Source organism: Ulvibacterium sp. (genome assembly GCF_965248315.1).
Lineage (GTDB): Bacteria > Bacteroidota > Bacteroidia > Flavobacteriales > Flavobacteriaceae > Ulvibacterium.
Map to the genome: position 1 here is coordinate 1,492,134 of NZ_CBDFIX010000002.1, position 15,764 is coordinate 1,507,897.

Genomic DNA, 15,764 nt, shown 5'->3' on the forward strand with positions numbered 1-15,764 from the left:
GAACCTTTATGCCGTAATGTCCTTGAATGTAAGAGAGGGACAGAAATATGGGTTCTTGGAAAGTAGACAAACTCATTTTAAGATTAAGCAATTTTTCTTTTTAGGCTGGGCTGTTTTCAAGTCAGGACAAGGGGAGATGGGCACTTTATTTTTTTGGTCTCGAGCTAGGAATAGATATCCTAAACTAACGGTCTATGGAACTTAGCCTGTTCGCAATGGAGTCTTCCATAAAATCAAGTTCTTCCAAGGCTTTTTTGGTGAAATCGAACAAGCTTAGACAACGATCTAGATTTTGATTTTCATAAGCTACCTTATAATACACATCACCATTAAGGTAGTCCGTCAAGGCCCTAATACCATGAAGGAATGGCATAAGTACGGCCCCCATGGGCAGTACATCAATTTCTGCTTGGGTCAAAAATGCCCCGTTGGTCCCAAGTCCGTCTATAAAGGAATCAAAAAGATCCCTTCGGAATACGATATTGCCATGATCTTGCTCATCTTCGGGAGCAGTATTTACTATGGTACGTATGGCATCTCCGAAGTCAAAATGAAAGAATCCGCTCATCAAGGTATCCAAATCTATTAAACAGAGCGGTTGATCTGTCTTTTTTGAAAAAAGGATATTGTTCAATTTGGTATCATTGTGGCAGATGCGCAATGGAAGTTGAAGATGGTCAAGTTCCTTTAGGGTCTCCAAGGTTTTGTTGGCAAAGGCAATAGCATTTTTAGCGGTATGCCTCCGGTCGTTGGCTCCTGCGGAAAGCGATTCATTAAACTGTCTCTTCCGTAAAGTCAAATCATGGAATCCCGGAATGATTTCAACAAAACTTTCCGGTGAGGCGGGAGACAATAATCGATGGAATTCACCAATGATTTTTCCCGCCCCGAAAGCGATTTTCGGATTTTCCGTGGTATTGTGGGCAAGGCTGTTGTCCATATAGGTCATAAGCCTCCAATAGGTAGCACCCTCTTTTTTATGGCTGTAATAGCTTTGTCCAGATATAGTTTGTACCAGTGAAATATTATGATAGACATCGCTTTTAAGAAAAGAAAATGCCTTTTCAATATTGTTCATTATCCCAGAAACATTCGGAAATACATCATGGTTGATACGTTGCAAAATGTAAACAGGAGCAATGCCTTCCTTTACTAGGAATGTATCGTTAATATAACCATGGGTCAATGGTGATAGTGAATACTTCTTTTGCGCTATAGAAAAGTTTTCTAAAAGAAAGTTGAGTTCGTCGTGGGAATAGCGGCTCATTGTTGCGGCCAAAGAGGTGATACATACTGTCCCTTGTCTGTTTTTTCTTGCAGATGGGTCACGGCCACTTCACGATCGCTGGCATAGGTAACCCCGAACCACTCTCCACCAGAGGGTACCACTTTTACTTCTATTTCACCGGCCTGTAACATTTCTTGAACGGTCTTGGGAATATAGAGCTCACTGGTTTTTGCCAATGCTTCATTGGAAAGGAAGCTTCGGAATTCACTTTCTATTTTATCGAATATTGAAGGTTGACAAATCCAAAAGTTCATACTTACCTGTTCGTCACCGGTGTACATATTTCCAGAATCGTGATCTTTTACACCATTGCCTTCCCGTTCCAGTTTCAAACGTTCATCAACGGATAAGAGATGGTCGCCATCCACTTTGCAAACCCCTCTGGAAACCGAACCATGCTCGGAAAGGGTATCCTTTAAGGTATAGCCTACAAGGGCAAAGGTATTGTCGTTTTTATGTTGCCTAATGAAATCGGCGGCGTTTTTATAGGCAGGCTGTCCATAAAAATCGTCCGCATTGATGACTACAAAGGGATTGTTTATTACATGACGCGCGGTCCATACCGCATGTGCTGTACCCCAAGGTTTGGGACGTTCCCCGGAAAAACTACATCCTTCCGGTAGATCGGTAACTTCCTGTGCCAGCACATCCAGTTTAATATTTTCGGGCAGCCTCTCACGAAGATGGTCGAACAAAAAAGATGTATTTTCCTTTTTGGTAATGACCACAATATGGTCAAAACCATTTTTTAAGGCATCGTATATGGCAAATTCCATTAAAAATTCACCTTTGGGTCCTAGGTCGTCAAATTGTTTCAGTTTTCCATAGCGACTTCCGCTTCCGGCAGCCATTAAAAGTAAGGTCATGTGGTTTATGTTTTAATGGGGCAAAAATAGCCCTTTGAATTTAAAAATGGTTTATATATCGATATAGATCATAATTAAGGGGATTAATACAAACAATTTTATATAGAATTTCATAATTTGAGCAACAACACAAATTCCAAAACCAATATTTAAAATAGACGTATGAGTTCAAGAAGAAGATTTATAAAGGAAAGTTCCCTAATAGGGGCGGGAATGGTCATGGCACCTGGATTTGCCTTTGATATTTCGGGTTCAAGTCAGAATGATAAATTGAACGTAGGACTCATCGGTGCCGGATTACGGGGCACCAATCACCTTCAGAACTTACTTCTACGCAAGGACGTAAACGTTACAGCTGTCTGTGACGTAGATCCGACCCGCATTTCGATTGCGAAACAAAAAATTGCCGATGCCGGCGGCAAACCTCCCAAAACCTTTGGTAAAAATAATTATGATTATAGAAATCTATTGGAGCTACCGGATGTAGATGCGGTTGTTATTGCCACACCTTGGCTATGGCATGTAACTATGACCGTCGATGCCATGAAAGCCGGGAAATATGCGGGTACAGAGGTTTCAGCTGCAAATACACTGGAAGAATGTTGGGATTTGGTGAATACCCATGAGGAGACGGGTACACATATGATGATTCTTGAAAATGTGAATTATCGGCGTGATATCATGGCAGTACTTAACATGGTAAAACAGAATGTGTTTGGGGAACTGGTACATTTTAGATGCGGATATCAACACGATCTTCGGGGTGTAAAATTCAATGATGGTACAACTGCCCATGGAAAAGGAGCCGAATTTGGTGAAAAGGGAAGCTCAGAGGCTAAATGGCGTACCCACCATTCCGTTAAGCGCAATGCCGATGTTTATCCCACCCATGGTCTGGGGCCCATCGCTGTTATGGCGGATATTAACCGGGGAAACCGTTTTGTTTCCATGACTTCAAGTGCTTCCAAGGCTATTGGACTTCACAATTATATTGTTGAGGTGGGTGGGGAAAACCACCCTAATGCCAAAGTGAAATTCAAACAGGGGGATGTAATTACCTCCACCATTGAAACCGCAAACGGGGAAACTATTATCGTTACCCATGATTGTAATTTGCCGCGACCCTATTCTTTAGGTTTCCGGGTTCAGGGAGCCAACGGACTATGGGAGGTGGATGGTAACAGAATATATATTGAAGGCGAATCCAAACCACATACTTGGGATGTTGCCGATGAATGGCTAAAGAAGTATGATCATCCTCTATGGATAAAATACGGGGAATATGCTTTGGGCGCGGGACATGGGGGAATGGATTTCTTTGTTTTAAACTCCTTTGTGGAATCGGCCAAGGCGAAAGTTGCTCCGCCTATGGATGCCTATGATGCCGCCGCTTGGAGTGCGGTTACCCCGCTTTCGGAAGTATCCATAGAGAACAACGGAGCACCCCAGGATTTTCCGGACTTTACCAAAGGACTTTGGATGAAAAGGAAACCCTATAATTGGATTAAGGAAACCTATTGATCAATAATGCTTGGAAAAGCTATGAACATGAACTTAAGGGCCACTTTATTTATTTTGATGGTATGCTTGTCCGCTGTCGCGCAAGAAGGTCAATTATGCGTGGGCCATTATTGGACACCGGATCAAGCCAATCTAAAAATGAAGGAATTCGCCTCCCAATGGAATGACTTAAAGTCTTGGGAGGAAAGGGCCGCTAAGATCAAAGAAGGAATCAAAATTGGTATGCAATGGGAGAAAATGCCGAAGATCACCGGGAATTTTAATCCTGTTATCCATAGTAAAAGGGAAATGGATGGCTATACCATAGAAAACATTGCCATTGAGAGCTTTCCTGGCTTTTATATAACAGGAAATCTGTATAGACCTTCCAATGGTGAGGGAAAGTTCGCAGCTATTCTGAGCCCACATGGACATTTGCCGGACAAAAGGTTACGTGAGGACGTACAGACCAGGGCTGCCATTTTTGCCCGGATGGGGGCCGTGGTCTTTACCTATGATATGCTGGGCTTCGGTGAAAGCAAACAAGTAGAACACACAATTCCCATTGCGCTCGCCCTACAGACGTATAATAGTAAGCGGGTATTGGATTATCTATTGTCACGAGATGATGTAGACAGAGATCGCGTGGGTATGACCGGTGGTTCCGGTGGAGCTACACAGACTTTTATGCTCGCGGCTGTGGATGATCGTATTAAAGTAGTTGCTCCGGTCGTCCAAGTTTCGGCCCATTTTTTTGGCGGATGCGTCTGCGAAAGTGGTATGCCCGTTCATAAGGGAGCAGACCATCAGACTAATAATGTTGAAATAGCTGCACTGGCAGCACCAAGGCCGCTTTTATTGGTTTCCAATGGAGCGGATTGGACGCGAAATACGCCCAGAATTGAATATCCCTACGTACAAAGGGTATATGCCCTTTACGATGCGGAACACAAAGTAGAAAATGTGCATTTGCCCTCCGAAAAGCATGATTATGGGTATTCTAAAAGAACGGCTGTCTACAATTTTTTTGGAAACTATCTGCAATTGAATCTAGGATCCATACCCTATGAAAATGGTTATCGCGAAGATTTTGTAACTCTACTAGAGAAGGACGACTTGAAAGTTTTTAATAATGAACATCCTATACCTGGGAATGCCCTTAAAGGGAATCTTCAAACCATGAATTTTTTGGGACTTCACTGAGCCCGAGTACATCAAAATTGCAGTAAGCCGGATAGGGCAAGATTTGTATCAACTGATAATTATCATGTTTTTTTTTGTGGGCTGAGGCTAAGTTTGTAAGTAAACAAACTATATCCATGTGCAATCTCGTTCAAAAATATAATATTCCTGGTCCCCGTTATACCAGTTATCCTACGGTTCCCTATTGGAACATAAAGACTTTTTCTGGGAAGGAATGGAAATCTACCTTAAAGCGTAGTTTTGAAGAGAGCAATTCATCCGAGGGCATTAGTCTCTACATTCATTTGCCTTTTTGTGAAAGCATGTGTACCTTTTGCGGATGCCATAAACGTATTACCAAGCGGCATGACGTTGAGGCTCCTTATATTGGGAATGTTTTAAAGGAATGGAGGTTGTACTGCGACTTATTTTCCGAAAAACCGATTATTAAGGAATTGCATTTGGGGGGAGGCACTCCCACCTTTTTTTCGCCCCTGAACTTAAAACGACTTATCAACGGAATTTTCAGTACGGCCGTAAAATCGGATGACTATGAGTTTAGTTTTGAAGGCCATCCCAATAATACCACCAAAGAACATCTACAGGCCTTGTACGATGTGGGTTTCAAACGGGTAAGCTATGGCATACAGGACTATAACCTAACCGTTCAAAAGGCAATTCATAGGATACAACCTTTTGAAAATGTTAAGAATGTTACGGAATGGGCCCGTGAAATAGGCTACGAATCCATAGGCCATGATATCATTTTCGGATTGCCCCATCAGACTTTGGCCAATATTGAACAGACCATAACCATGACCGGGGCCTTAAAACCGGACCGATTGGCTTTCTATAGCTATGCACATGTTCCATGGTTAAAGGGCAATGGACAGCGAGGCTATAGGGATGAAGATCTTCCATCAGGCGAAGAAAAACGAAAGCAGTATGAAACCGGAAAGAAACTATTGATCAAAGCTGGGTACCATGAAATAGGCATGGATCACTTTGCTCTTTCTTCCGATGGACTTTATACCTCCATGGTGTCCGGAAAGTTGCATCGCAATTTTATGGGTTATACGGCTTCCAAGACTCAATTGATGATTGGTTTGGGGGTTTCCAGTATAAGTGATAGCTGGTACAGTTTCGCCCAAAACGTAAAGAGTCTTGAAGAGTATTCCCATCTTGTAGAAAATGATATCATTCCTATCTATAGAGGTCATATTCTAACAAATGAGGACCAGATTATCAGAAAACACATTTTGAATTTAATGTGCAGATTTGAAACCTCATGGAGTAACACGGATTTACACTTCCCATCGTTACCCTCGGTATTGGATCGCCTACATGAAATGGAACTGGACCATTTGATAGAAATTCGCCCAAATCAAATTAAGGTAACCCATAAAGGAAGGCCCTTTATCCGTAATATTTGTATGGCCTTTGACCTTCTTCTCCATAGAAAAACACCGGAGACACGTTTATTCTCCATGACAGTTTAACCCAAAAAAGCAGTATGATGAAAAACATTATAGTACCCATAGACTTTTCGGAACAATCGGAACATGCACTTAAAGTGGCCGCCTCCCTGGCCAAAAAACACGGCTCGGAAATCCTGGCCCTCCATATGTTGGAGTTGAACCAAGCGATGGTCTCTTCTTCAGAAGGATTTCATCCCGAGCAAACCGTATTTTTGATAAAATTGGCGGAGAAAAGATTTTCTGACTTTCTGGATAAACCGTATTTGAAAGGAATTTCGATTACCCCGATCGTAAAGCATTTTAAAGTTTTTAGCGAGGTGAACCAAGTTGCCAAAAAACACAACGCAGAACTTATCGTCATGGGTTCCCATGGTACGGATGGGCTTAAGGAGATTTTTGTAGGCTCCAATGCGGAAAAAGTAGTACGGAATGCCACCATACCGGTTTTGGTTATTAAGGATGAATTGCCTGATTTTAAAATAGACCGTTTTGTTTTCGCCTGTGATTTTAGGGATGATAACATGTTGGCTTTTCAAAAAGCCAAGGACTTTGCCAAAATGCTGTCCGCAAAATTGGATCTGGTCTACATCAATACTCCAGGGGACAATTTTTTAAGCACCAAGGATGCATACGATCGTATAAATAAATTCCTCAGAAAGTCCAATACAGGTATGGAAGTGGAGATTTATAATGATTATAGTGTTGAAAAAGGTATCCTTAACTATAGTGAGATGAGTGGCGCCGATATTATCGGGATTTCAACACATGGACGTAAGGGGCTTTCCCATTTCTTTATGGGCAGTATAGGGGAAGATTTGGCCAACCACTCAAAGATTCCAGTAGTTACCTTTAAAATTAATAATTGATGATTTTTTTGTTTCGTTGATGCTCTAAAGGGAAGCCGGTTCGGTTTCCCTTTTTTGTTTCGGTGGGAATAAAAAAATCCCTAATTTACATGGGTTATTCTATCGTAGCACTAGGGTTTTACGATTTGAGTACGTTATCCATACAAAACAATTTATATTTTACCATTATGAAGTTTACCACTAACAAACTAAGCCGTATAATGAACGGGGATTCAAAGAAGAAAAAAGAAGATGAGGCCAAAGGCAGACGGTCTTTTTTGAAAAAGGCCGGATTAGGGGGCCTTAGTCTTGCAAGTTTTACCGGGGCCTCTGCCCATATTGGGGATCAGATTGCCTACGCTTCCCAGAATGTTAACAGAAATTCCAGTCCCTCCGATCTTAAAATTACCGATTTGAGAATTGCGGAAATTGGAGGCGATGTGGTGTTTAGGACCCCAATTGTCCGCATCTATACCAATCAAGGAATTGTGGGACATGGTGATGTACGCGATGGCGCTGCAAAGGAATATGCATTATTCTTAAAGAGCAGGTTGCTGGGTGAAAACCCCTGTAATGTGGAACGCCTATTTGGTATCATAAAGCAGTTTGGACATCATGGAAGGCAAGGTGGTGGAGTATCCGGTGTGGAAATGGCATTATGGGATTTGGCCGGAAAGGCGTACAATGTTCCGGTGTACCAAATGTTAGGTGGAAAATATAGGGATAAGGTAAGGGTATACTGTGATACCACAGTTTCCAAAGACCCGGTTGAATATGCCAATAGGATGCAGGCTAGGATAGACCAAGGATATACCGCTTTAAAAATGGATATCGGTATTAATTTGATCAAGGATATACCTGGAGCACTTATCAATGGTCATGAGGCAGACTATAATCCATATCAACATCAGTCCACAAAGTATAATATGACAAAGCATCCTTTTACAAGGATACAGATTACGGAGAAGGGGGTTGATAAATTGATGGAATATTTAGATGTAATGCGTTCCAAAATAGGGTATGACGTTCCTATGGGAACGGATCATTGGGGCCATATTGGGGTCAACGAGGCCATTAAGCTGGCAAGGGCTTCAGAGCGCTATAATTTGGCCTATATGGAAGATGTCATTCCATGGCAATATACCGATCAATGGAGGGAAATTACGGAATCATCAACTACCCCCACCCAGACAGGTGAAGATATTTATAGGCTTGAAGGCGGTTTTGAGGAACTGATCAAGACCAGGGCTGTGGATATCGTACATCCAGACCCTAACACTGCGGGAGGTATCTTGGAAACAAAACGCATAGGTGATTTTGCTTCCAAACATGGTATTGGTTTCATGCATCACCATGCAGCTGGCCCCGTGTCTTTCCTGGGCTGTGTGCATAGTGCAGCGGCTACGGAGAACTTCATGTGGCTAGAACATCATGCCGTAGATAAAAAGGATTGGGAAAATCTGGTTACCGGTTTTGATGGACCTATTGTAAAAGACGGTTATGTAACCGTACCGGAAAAACCTGGTATTGGTGTAGAACTCAATGAGGAAGTGGTAAAGAAATACCTCGTCAAGGGCGAGAAACTGTTCGCACCCACCCCGGAATGGGACAAGATGCGGGCATGGGATAGGCTTTGGAGTTAATCCAGATCCTATTCTTTTTTAAGCATGGGAAACAATCTTTTGATTTCGGTTTCGGAGGGTTGTTTCCCATATTCACATATTTCAAACCCTTCTGCATGCTTTGCGTTTGCCGCCTTGGCACCGTACCATGTTTTTAGGCACTCCAAGGTTGCCGTATTGGGTTTACGCGATCGCCAATTGGCCAAAAATTCCAATCGCCCCTTTTTGTCCTTGGGTACTTTGTCCAAATTACCGGATGTCCAAGGAAGCCAATCAAAAAATTGGGATTCGTGTGCCGCCATAGCATGAATTTTCTGATCAAAAACATCGTCTATGATAACGGCAATATCCGGTTCAAACGGACTGGGTTTTTGAAATCCATCTTCAGAATACAAAAAAACCGGATTTTTTTTCAAGGGAGGAGTATCGGCGGCAACATTGGGAACAATGACCATATAGGCCGCATCCTGCACCAAGACTCCCGTGTACCTATGATCCGGATGGTAATCGTTGGGTCTAGGGGCGATTACGATATCCGCATTCCATTTCCGAATTTCCCGGATGACCTTCAGCCGATTTTCCAAGGTCGGCATTAATTCCCCATCGTGGTTGTCAAGAACGGTATATTCCACCCCAAATCGTTTTCCGGCTTCTTTGGCCTCCGCAATACGAATTTTGGCCAGCTCACCGCCTCCCATGGCATAATGTCCCGCATCGCCATTGGTCAAGGAGACGAATTTCACTTTATGGCCCATTTTTGAAAAGAGAATGGCAGTACCTCCGGCATCTATATCACAATCATCCGGATGTGCGCCAAATACGATAACATTCAACGGATTTTCTTGGGCAGACATAAACAATGAAATTAAGAACGAACAAAGGAAAAACAGAACTCTTTTCATAAGGAACAAACTAGGATTACATTAGCTTCATGGAAACAGGGTCCCAATCAACCGGTGATTTTTTGTAATAACTATCATTAGCCAAAAGCGCGGCTCCCGCGGCCCTTAATCCAAAGGTAGGGTCTTGAATTACTTTTCCTTTTCCTCGGACGGCTGTAAAGAAGTTATAAAAATGGTCATGGTGGGCACCTTTATAATTTCTTGGTGCTTCCCAAGTGGTACCGCCAGTGTTTAAGGCCGAATCCCGAGTTTCTAAATTTTGGGCGGCATAGCCTTCACGTATTTTCTCCTGTGTGGCTTCCGTAAAGGCCACCATAGAATAACCACCAGGAACCATGCCCAATTTAGATCGCCTTACGGTAACCGAATTTTGTCCTACTTCCATTTCACCTTCCGTTCCTATCAATTTAAAGCCGCCGCCACCACCAGAGCCTGCTATGAAATTGATTCGAAAAGCGGCATTGAATGCGGCATGGGTATCGGTTTTTGGATAGTCATAAAGAGTTATGCTAACATCGGGCACATCGCGACCGTCATTCCAATAGCGGAGTCCACCTGTGGCCAAGGCCCGGTTTGGACCATGGGAACTAATGACATGATTCAAGGTAGAAAAAGCATGTACAAAAAGGTCACCCGCAACCCCGGTACCATAGTCCTGATAGTTACGCCACCTAAAGAATCTTTTTAACTCGTAAGGTACCTTTGGCGCATTGCCCAGAAACGTATCAAAATCTACTGAATCGGGACTGGCATCTGGTGGAATAGGGTATTGCCAAGCTCCCTCGGCCGAGTAACGGTCGTTGTAAAAGTCCAACATCACGATTTCTCCTATTGCGCCATCTTCGTAGAGTTGTTTGGCCTTTTCATTCCCTAGTGAGGACATCCCCTGACTCCCGATCTGGCAAATCTTTCCCGTGGATTTTTGTGTGGAGATAATTTCTTGACCGTCCTGCCATTGCTGTACCATTGGTTTTTCACAATAGACATGCTTACCGGCTTTTAGGGCATCAACCGCAATTTTCTTATGCCAATGATCCGGAGTGGCCACAATGACGGCATCAATATCCTTTCGGTTCAGGAGTTTGCGATAATCCCGGGTAACGAAAATATCATCGCCCCAAAGTTCCTTGGCACGATCCAATCTTCCGGAGTATAGATCACAGGCAGCGACCAATTTTACACCGGAAACAGATAGTGCAGCCCTTGTATCGTAAATACCCTGTATCCCGGAGCCAATCAGTCCCAAATTAATTTGGTCATTGGCCGTGTATTGCTCATCAAGGTAATCTCGTTTCATTAAAACTTTTTCACCTTCTGAGGCAGAAATAAAAAATGGTGCCGAGGTCATGGCAGCGGAACCTAATGTGGCCTTTTTCAAAAATGACCTTCTGGACGGATTTTTCTTCATTATTCTATAACTTTTGGATTTTAGTGGTTATGGCGATGGAAGTTACGTTTTTTGTTGTTCTGCTCCAAAGCACTTTTTAATTGTTAAAAATGGAGGCCCACATAGTTCAACCCTATTGATCTTTCAAGAACGCTTATCCTTTTAAAATTGGACATCTCGGCACTCCTGGGCTATACCGGGGCGGTTTTCAAAAAATTCTTTGGTACTGACTTTGGCCTTCTGATTTCCCTTGTGGTGCTATTGTTTTGGACCATACTTCCTATATGGCGATTGGCCATAAAATCAAAACGAAAGGATTTTTAACTCCGCAATTTCGAAATATTGCAAATGACAATTCCACAATTGGAATTTGATATATTAAAATGTCTAATTACAACATATCCAGATTTTGTCATGGTATTTAAACCAATGAATGGCGAACTATTAAAACGCACGGAAATAGTAAACTTGTTCATCGTGGCGAGCAGATAGAACATTCTAAGCGAACAAAAACAGTAGATTTTATAAGCTTGAGGTATCCACCCGCGGAGGGTCAATCGTAAGAACTACTAAAAAATACTAGGAATGGGATACTTTATCCAAAGGAGTCTGCATTTGTATTTTCATGTCATAAAACGGCCATTTCTAGGGTTACATCTATGTTCAAATTAAAATGGTGTGATAATCTGTAATAAAACCTTGGAAAGACTAACTTTTTTTCAAGCCCACCTGTTTCTCAATACCTAATCGTTTCATTTTTGCAAAAAGGGTTTTGTCTTTCATATTTAAAATATTGGCTGCTCCTTTTGGGCCACTTACCCTCCATTTGGTGTAATTTAGAACATCAATTATGTAATCACGTTGCATAGACTCAAAGGACTTAAAATTTTCGGAAGAAATATTACCATTGGATTTAGGAATCCAAGTTCCCGGGTTAAGTGTAGTACCATTTTCAATAATAACAGCGCGTTCTATCAAGTTTTCAAGTTCCCTTATATTCCCAGGGAAATTGTAGGCCATCAACAGTTCTATTGTTCTTTTGGACAACCGCTTAAATGCTTTACCCGCTTTTACGGAATACTTTTCTAGAAAATATTGTGCCAGTAAAGGAATATCTTCTTTGCGTGCTCTAAGTGGTATGTTATGAATTGGAAACACATTAAGCCTATAGTACAGATCCTCTCTAAAAGTCCCTTCTTTAACCATATCTTCCAAGTTGCGATTGGTCGCAGCAACAATTCGCACATCTACCTGTATGGTCTTATTGCTTCCCAGAGCATCAAATTCTCCTTCCTGTAACACGCGTAATAGTTTTGGCTGCAAGTCCAAGGGCAATTCTCCTATTTCATCCAGAAATATTGTCCCTCCATCGGCAAGCGAAAACTTTCCTATTTTATCCTGTACTGCGCCCGTAAAAGCACCTTTTTTGTGACCAAAGAGTTCGCTTTCTATAAGCTCCTTCGGCAAGGTTGCACAATTAATCTTTATGAGTGGCCTCTCTTTCCGAATACTGTTATTATGTACTGCGCTAGCCAGTAATTCTTTACCTGTACCTGATTCTCCTGTAATTAATACCGTTGTATCTGTAGGGGCAACCTGATTTACTTGCTCCAGGATTCGCGAATAAGAGTTGCTTTTGCAAACGATATTATCGGCGTTAATTTTGCTGCTGATTTCTTCTTGCAAATATTCATTTTCATTTTCCAGTCTTTCTTTCAAGGACTTTATTTCCTCTAAAGCTTCAAAAAGCTTTAAATCGCGCATTTTCCGTTCGGTAATATTTCTTACTACGGCACAATTAATGTCCTGCCCTTCATACACTAAATGATTGGCAACAATATCTGCCGGGAACTTGGTGCCGTCTTTTCTAGTTACAAGCCATTCCATATGCATTGAACCCTTCTCTTTTAGTTCATCAAAGTGACCATGCCACCATTCTTTGGTAATATTTGCATCTAGATCATAGATATAGAAATCATCAAGTTGCTTTCGTGAAAAACCCAGTTGTCTTGAAACAGTATCGCTATAATGTAGCAGCTTGCCTTCTCGGTTATATACATAAACCAAGTCTTGTGCATTATCAATTATCTCTTTAAATAATTTAAGCCGATTTTCTTTTTGTTGTTGTTCGGTAACATCTTGGTATATGCCTATAATTTTAAAAAGATTGTCCCCTTTCTTAATAGGTTTGGCTATAGCTCGAATAAATTTTGACGGGTCTGATTTGGATTCTAAAATCTCGTCAAACTCCGCTCCATTTCTCCATAAATTTTTAAAAAGTATTTTGGCTTTTTCTTCGTCCTTGAAAAACTTAACTGCATTGCCAGGCGCAAAATGGTCTTTATTACTTGTTTCCATTATACAAAAAGCCTCCTCGGTTACCAATATGGATTTGTCCTGCATATTGAATGTCCAGCCCCCAACATTAGCGATAGACTCCGTATCTCGCAACAAACTTCTGTAAAAACTGGACTCGGTAATATCATTGATAATGGAACATATCAGCTCTTTTCCATTATTTGAGAAAAATTGAGCAAAAACCTCGGCTTCATAAAACTTCCCAGACTTAGTTTTATGAATAGCTTTAAAATACTGAGCCTTTTCTTGCTTAATAGTTTCCCAATGGGCTTTCCAACTTTCCTTCGTCACTGTCACATTTAAATCAAATATGGAAAGCTTCATCAGCTCGGACTTTTTATAGCCTAACCGCTTGCAAAACTTGGCATTGGCATAAATAATCTTCCCCGATTCCGATGCCCAAATCACCTCGTAGGGCAAGGCGTCGATCAGCCATTCTTTTATTGATAATTCGTGATGTAAGGCAACCATTTTTATCGCTTTTTAAATGTTAAAATTAGCAAAAAAATTCTCAAATAATAGAATATTCTTAAAAAAGGGAAAGCTATATCCGTGATATATATGTGTAAAATAATGAATATCAATACTTTATTTGTTTGGCACAAGGTTGGTTTAATATCTGTCTAAAAAATTCAACAAAAAATGAAACGTAAAGACTTTTTAAAGAAAACAATTGCAGGCGGTGCACTCTCCATTGTGGGAGCATCCGCAATAGCAAATTCAAGTTCTTCGGTGGAAAGGACAAACGTGAAAATTAACAATGTTGGATACAATCATTTACCAAATAAAGAAAGGAAAACAATGAATTCAGTATTTCACAAGGCAGATACTAGAGGTGATGCTAATCACGGATGGCTAAAATCAAAACACACATTCAGTTTCGCTAATTATCACAACCCAGAGCGAATGCACTTTGGGGTATTGAGAGTTCTTAACGATGATGTTGTTTCCGAAAGTATGGGATTTGGAACACACCCCCATAGGGATATGGAAATCATTTCCATTCCTCTTGAAGGCGACCTAATGCACAAAGATGATATGGGCAATGCCGCAGTAATCAAAGCCGGCGATGTTCAAGTAATGAGTGCGGGTACCGGTGTTATGCATTCAGAGTACAATAACAATCCTGATAGACCGGTAAAATTTCTTCAAATATGGGTTTTTCCAAACAGGAAGAGTGTTGAACCAAGGTATGACCAAATTACCCTTGATACGTCCGACCGAAAAAATAGGCTTCAACAAATCTTATCTCCAAACGAAAATGATGCTGGAGTATGGATTCACCAGAATGCTTGGTTCCATATGGCCGCACTTGACAAGGGAAAGTCTCTCGATTATGAATTGAAAGATCCCAAAAACAATGGTGTTTATGCCTTTCTATTGGATGGCAAGGTGACCATAAATGGCCAATCTATGGCAAAAAGAGATGGTTTTGGAATCTGGGAAATTGAGAAGTTGGAAATAATAGCGGACAGTAACGCAGAAGTACTTCTAATGGAAGTACCGATGCACTAAGCAATAAAAAACTAAAAAAACATAACCGTCAAAATTGACACAAATCTAAAAACAATGAGAAAATTAAGTTTATCGATCACAGCACTATTTGCAAGTATGGCAACATTTGCCCAATGGACACAATACAACCCTAATCCGGTAAATGACCCAGCTAATGCTGCAAAACAAATTTTAAATCCTACTAATCACGCCCTTATTTTAATCGATCACGAAGGCCAAATGGCATTTGCGGTGGAATCTCAACCAATTGAAGAACTAAGAAACAATACTGGTTTAATTGCTGGAGCTTCTAAATTATTTAATGTACCTACTGTAATTACAACTGTAGCCGAAAAACAGTTTTCAGGACCTGTATTTCCTGAAATTAGAGAATACTATCCAGATATGTCTACTTATGTAGATAGAACTACAATGAATTCTTGGGAAGACACTAATTTCATTAAAGCTGTTGAAGCTACTGGTAAAAAAAGACTTGTAATGGCTGGTCTTTGGACTGAAGTATGTATCAATTTAGCCGCATTATCTGCCTTAGAAGATGGATATGAAGTATATGTAATTACAGATGCATGTGGCGCTGTTTCTCAAGAGGCACACGATATGACAGTCGCCCGTATGATTCAAGCAGGTGTTATCCCAATAACTTCGATGCAGTATATGTTGGAAATGTACAGAGATTGGTCTCGTTCAGACCAATATCTTGAAGTTAACAAGCTCGCTAAAAGATATGGTGGAGCGTATGGTTTAGGTATAGATTACATTAAAACAATGCAAAAATGGGCTAAAGAGGACAAGAAGGAGGACTAATTTGAATAATTGTAAGC

General features: G+C 41.2%; 12 protein-coding genes and 1 pseudogene. 8 read left to right on the top strand and 5 right to left on the bottom strand.

Features of this window, described 5'->3' with window-relative positions; all coding sequences use genetic code 11:
* Positions 1–184: 184 nt before the first annotated feature.
* Together ACP2AF_RS07895 and ACP2AF_RS07900 are read right to left on the bottom strand one after the other, a co-directional pair.
* A complete protein-coding gene (locus tag ACP2AF_RS07895) occupies positions 185–1,267 on the bottom strand; it encodes a phosphotransferase enzyme family protein (protein WP_425235690.1) in 1,083 nt (360 codons plus the stop codon).
* Positions 1,264–2,154 (bottom strand): nucleotidyltransferase family protein, encoded by an 891-nt coding sequence (locus ACP2AF_RS07900; RefSeq protein ID WP_425235691.1) that lies wholly within the window; start codon positions 2,152–2,154, stop codon positions 1,264–1,266. Before ACP2AF_RS07900 ends, ACP2AF_RS07895 begins: the two co-directional genes overlap by 4 nt.
* Positions 2,155–2,316: 162 nt before the next feature.
* Between ACP2AF_RS07900 and ACP2AF_RS07905 the strand changes: the two genes are divergently transcribed.
* The 5 genes from ACP2AF_RS07905 to ACP2AF_RS07925 all read left to right on the top strand — a co-directional run bounded on the left by ACP2AF_RS07905 (position 2,317) and on the right by ACP2AF_RS07925 (position 8,802).
* Positions 2,317–3,675 carry a Gfo/Idh/MocA family protein gene (locus ACP2AF_RS07905; protein ID WP_425235692.1) on the top strand — a complete coding sequence of 453 codons (1,359 nt, stop codon included), beginning with the start codon at positions 2,317–2,319 and terminating at the stop codon, positions 3,673–3,675.
* Between the two features lie 6 nt (positions 3,676–3,681).
* Positions 3,682–4,857 carry an alpha/beta hydrolase family protein gene (locus ACP2AF_RS07910; protein ID WP_425235693.1) on the top strand — a complete coding sequence of 392 codons (1,176 nt, stop codon included), beginning with the start codon at positions 3,682–3,684 and terminating at the stop codon, positions 4,855–4,857.
* Between the two features lie 116 nt (positions 4,858–4,973).
* A complete protein-coding gene (gene hemN, locus ACP2AF_RS07915) occupies positions 4,974–6,335 on the top strand; it encodes an oxygen-independent coproporphyrinogen III oxidase (protein ID WP_425235694.1) in 1,362 nt (453 codons plus the stop codon).
* Positions 6,336–6,352: 17 nt separating this feature from the next.
* Positions 6,353–7,180, top strand: coding sequence for a universal stress protein (locus ACP2AF_RS07920; protein ID WP_425238017.1), 828 nt, complete (start codon positions 6,353–6,355; stop codon positions 7,178–7,180).
* A gap of 89 nt (positions 7,181–7,269) precedes the next feature.
* Positions 7,270–8,802, top strand: coding sequence for a mandelate racemase/muconate lactonizing enzyme family protein (locus tag ACP2AF_RS07925; RefSeq protein WP_425235695.1), 1,533 nt, complete (start codon positions 7,270–7,272; stop codon positions 8,800–8,802).
* An 8-nt stretch (positions 8,803–8,810) separates the two neighbouring features.
* On the opposite strand, the gene ACP2AF_RS07930 is transcribed toward ACP2AF_RS07925, so the two are convergent.
* Positions 8,811–9,635 (bottom strand): PIG-L deacetylase family protein, encoded by an 825-nt coding sequence (locus tag ACP2AF_RS07930; protein WP_425235696.1) that lies wholly within the window; start codon positions 9,633–9,635, stop codon positions 8,811–8,813.
* Positions 9,636–9,699: 64 nt separating this feature from the next.
* Positions 9,700–11,091: a Gfo/Idh/MocA family protein gene (locus ACP2AF_RS07935; RefSeq protein WP_425235697.1), complete on the bottom strand. Its 1,392-nt coding sequence runs from the start codon at positions 11,089–11,091 to the stop codon at positions 9,700–9,702.
* A 105-nt stretch (positions 11,092–11,196) separates the two neighbouring features.
* Between ACP2AF_RS07935 and ACP2AF_RS07940 the strand changes: the two are divergent.
* Positions 11,197–11,394: pseudogene (locus ACP2AF_RS07940) on the top strand (ABC transporter permease); the annotation flags it as partial.
* 384 nt (positions 11,395–11,778) lie between these two features.
* Here the strand turns inward: ACP2AF_RS07940 and ACP2AF_RS07945 are convergent.
* The gene (locus ACP2AF_RS07945) at positions 11,779–13,899 is read right to left on the bottom strand and encodes a sigma 54-interacting transcriptional regulator (protein WP_425235698.1); all 2,121 of its coding nucleotides are present in this window, start codon (positions 13,897–13,899) and stop codon (positions 11,779–11,781) included.
* Between the two features lie 330 nt (positions 13,900–14,229).
* On the opposite strand from ACP2AF_RS07945, the gene ACP2AF_RS07950 reads away from it, so the two are divergent.
* Together ACP2AF_RS07950 and ACP2AF_RS07955 are read left to right on the top strand one after the other, a co-directional pair.
* Complete coding sequence (locus tag ACP2AF_RS07950) at positions 14,230–14,943, top strand: pirin family protein (protein ID WP_425238018.1); 714 nt, start codon at positions 14,230–14,232, stop codon at positions 14,941–14,943.
* Between the two features lie 54 nt (positions 14,944–14,997).
* Positions 14,998–15,747 carry a hydrolase gene (locus ACP2AF_RS07955; protein ID WP_425235699.1) on the top strand — a complete coding sequence of 250 codons (750 nt, stop codon included), beginning with the start codon at positions 14,998–15,000 and terminating at the stop codon, positions 15,745–15,747.
* Positions 15,748–15,764 lie beyond the last annotated feature (17 nt).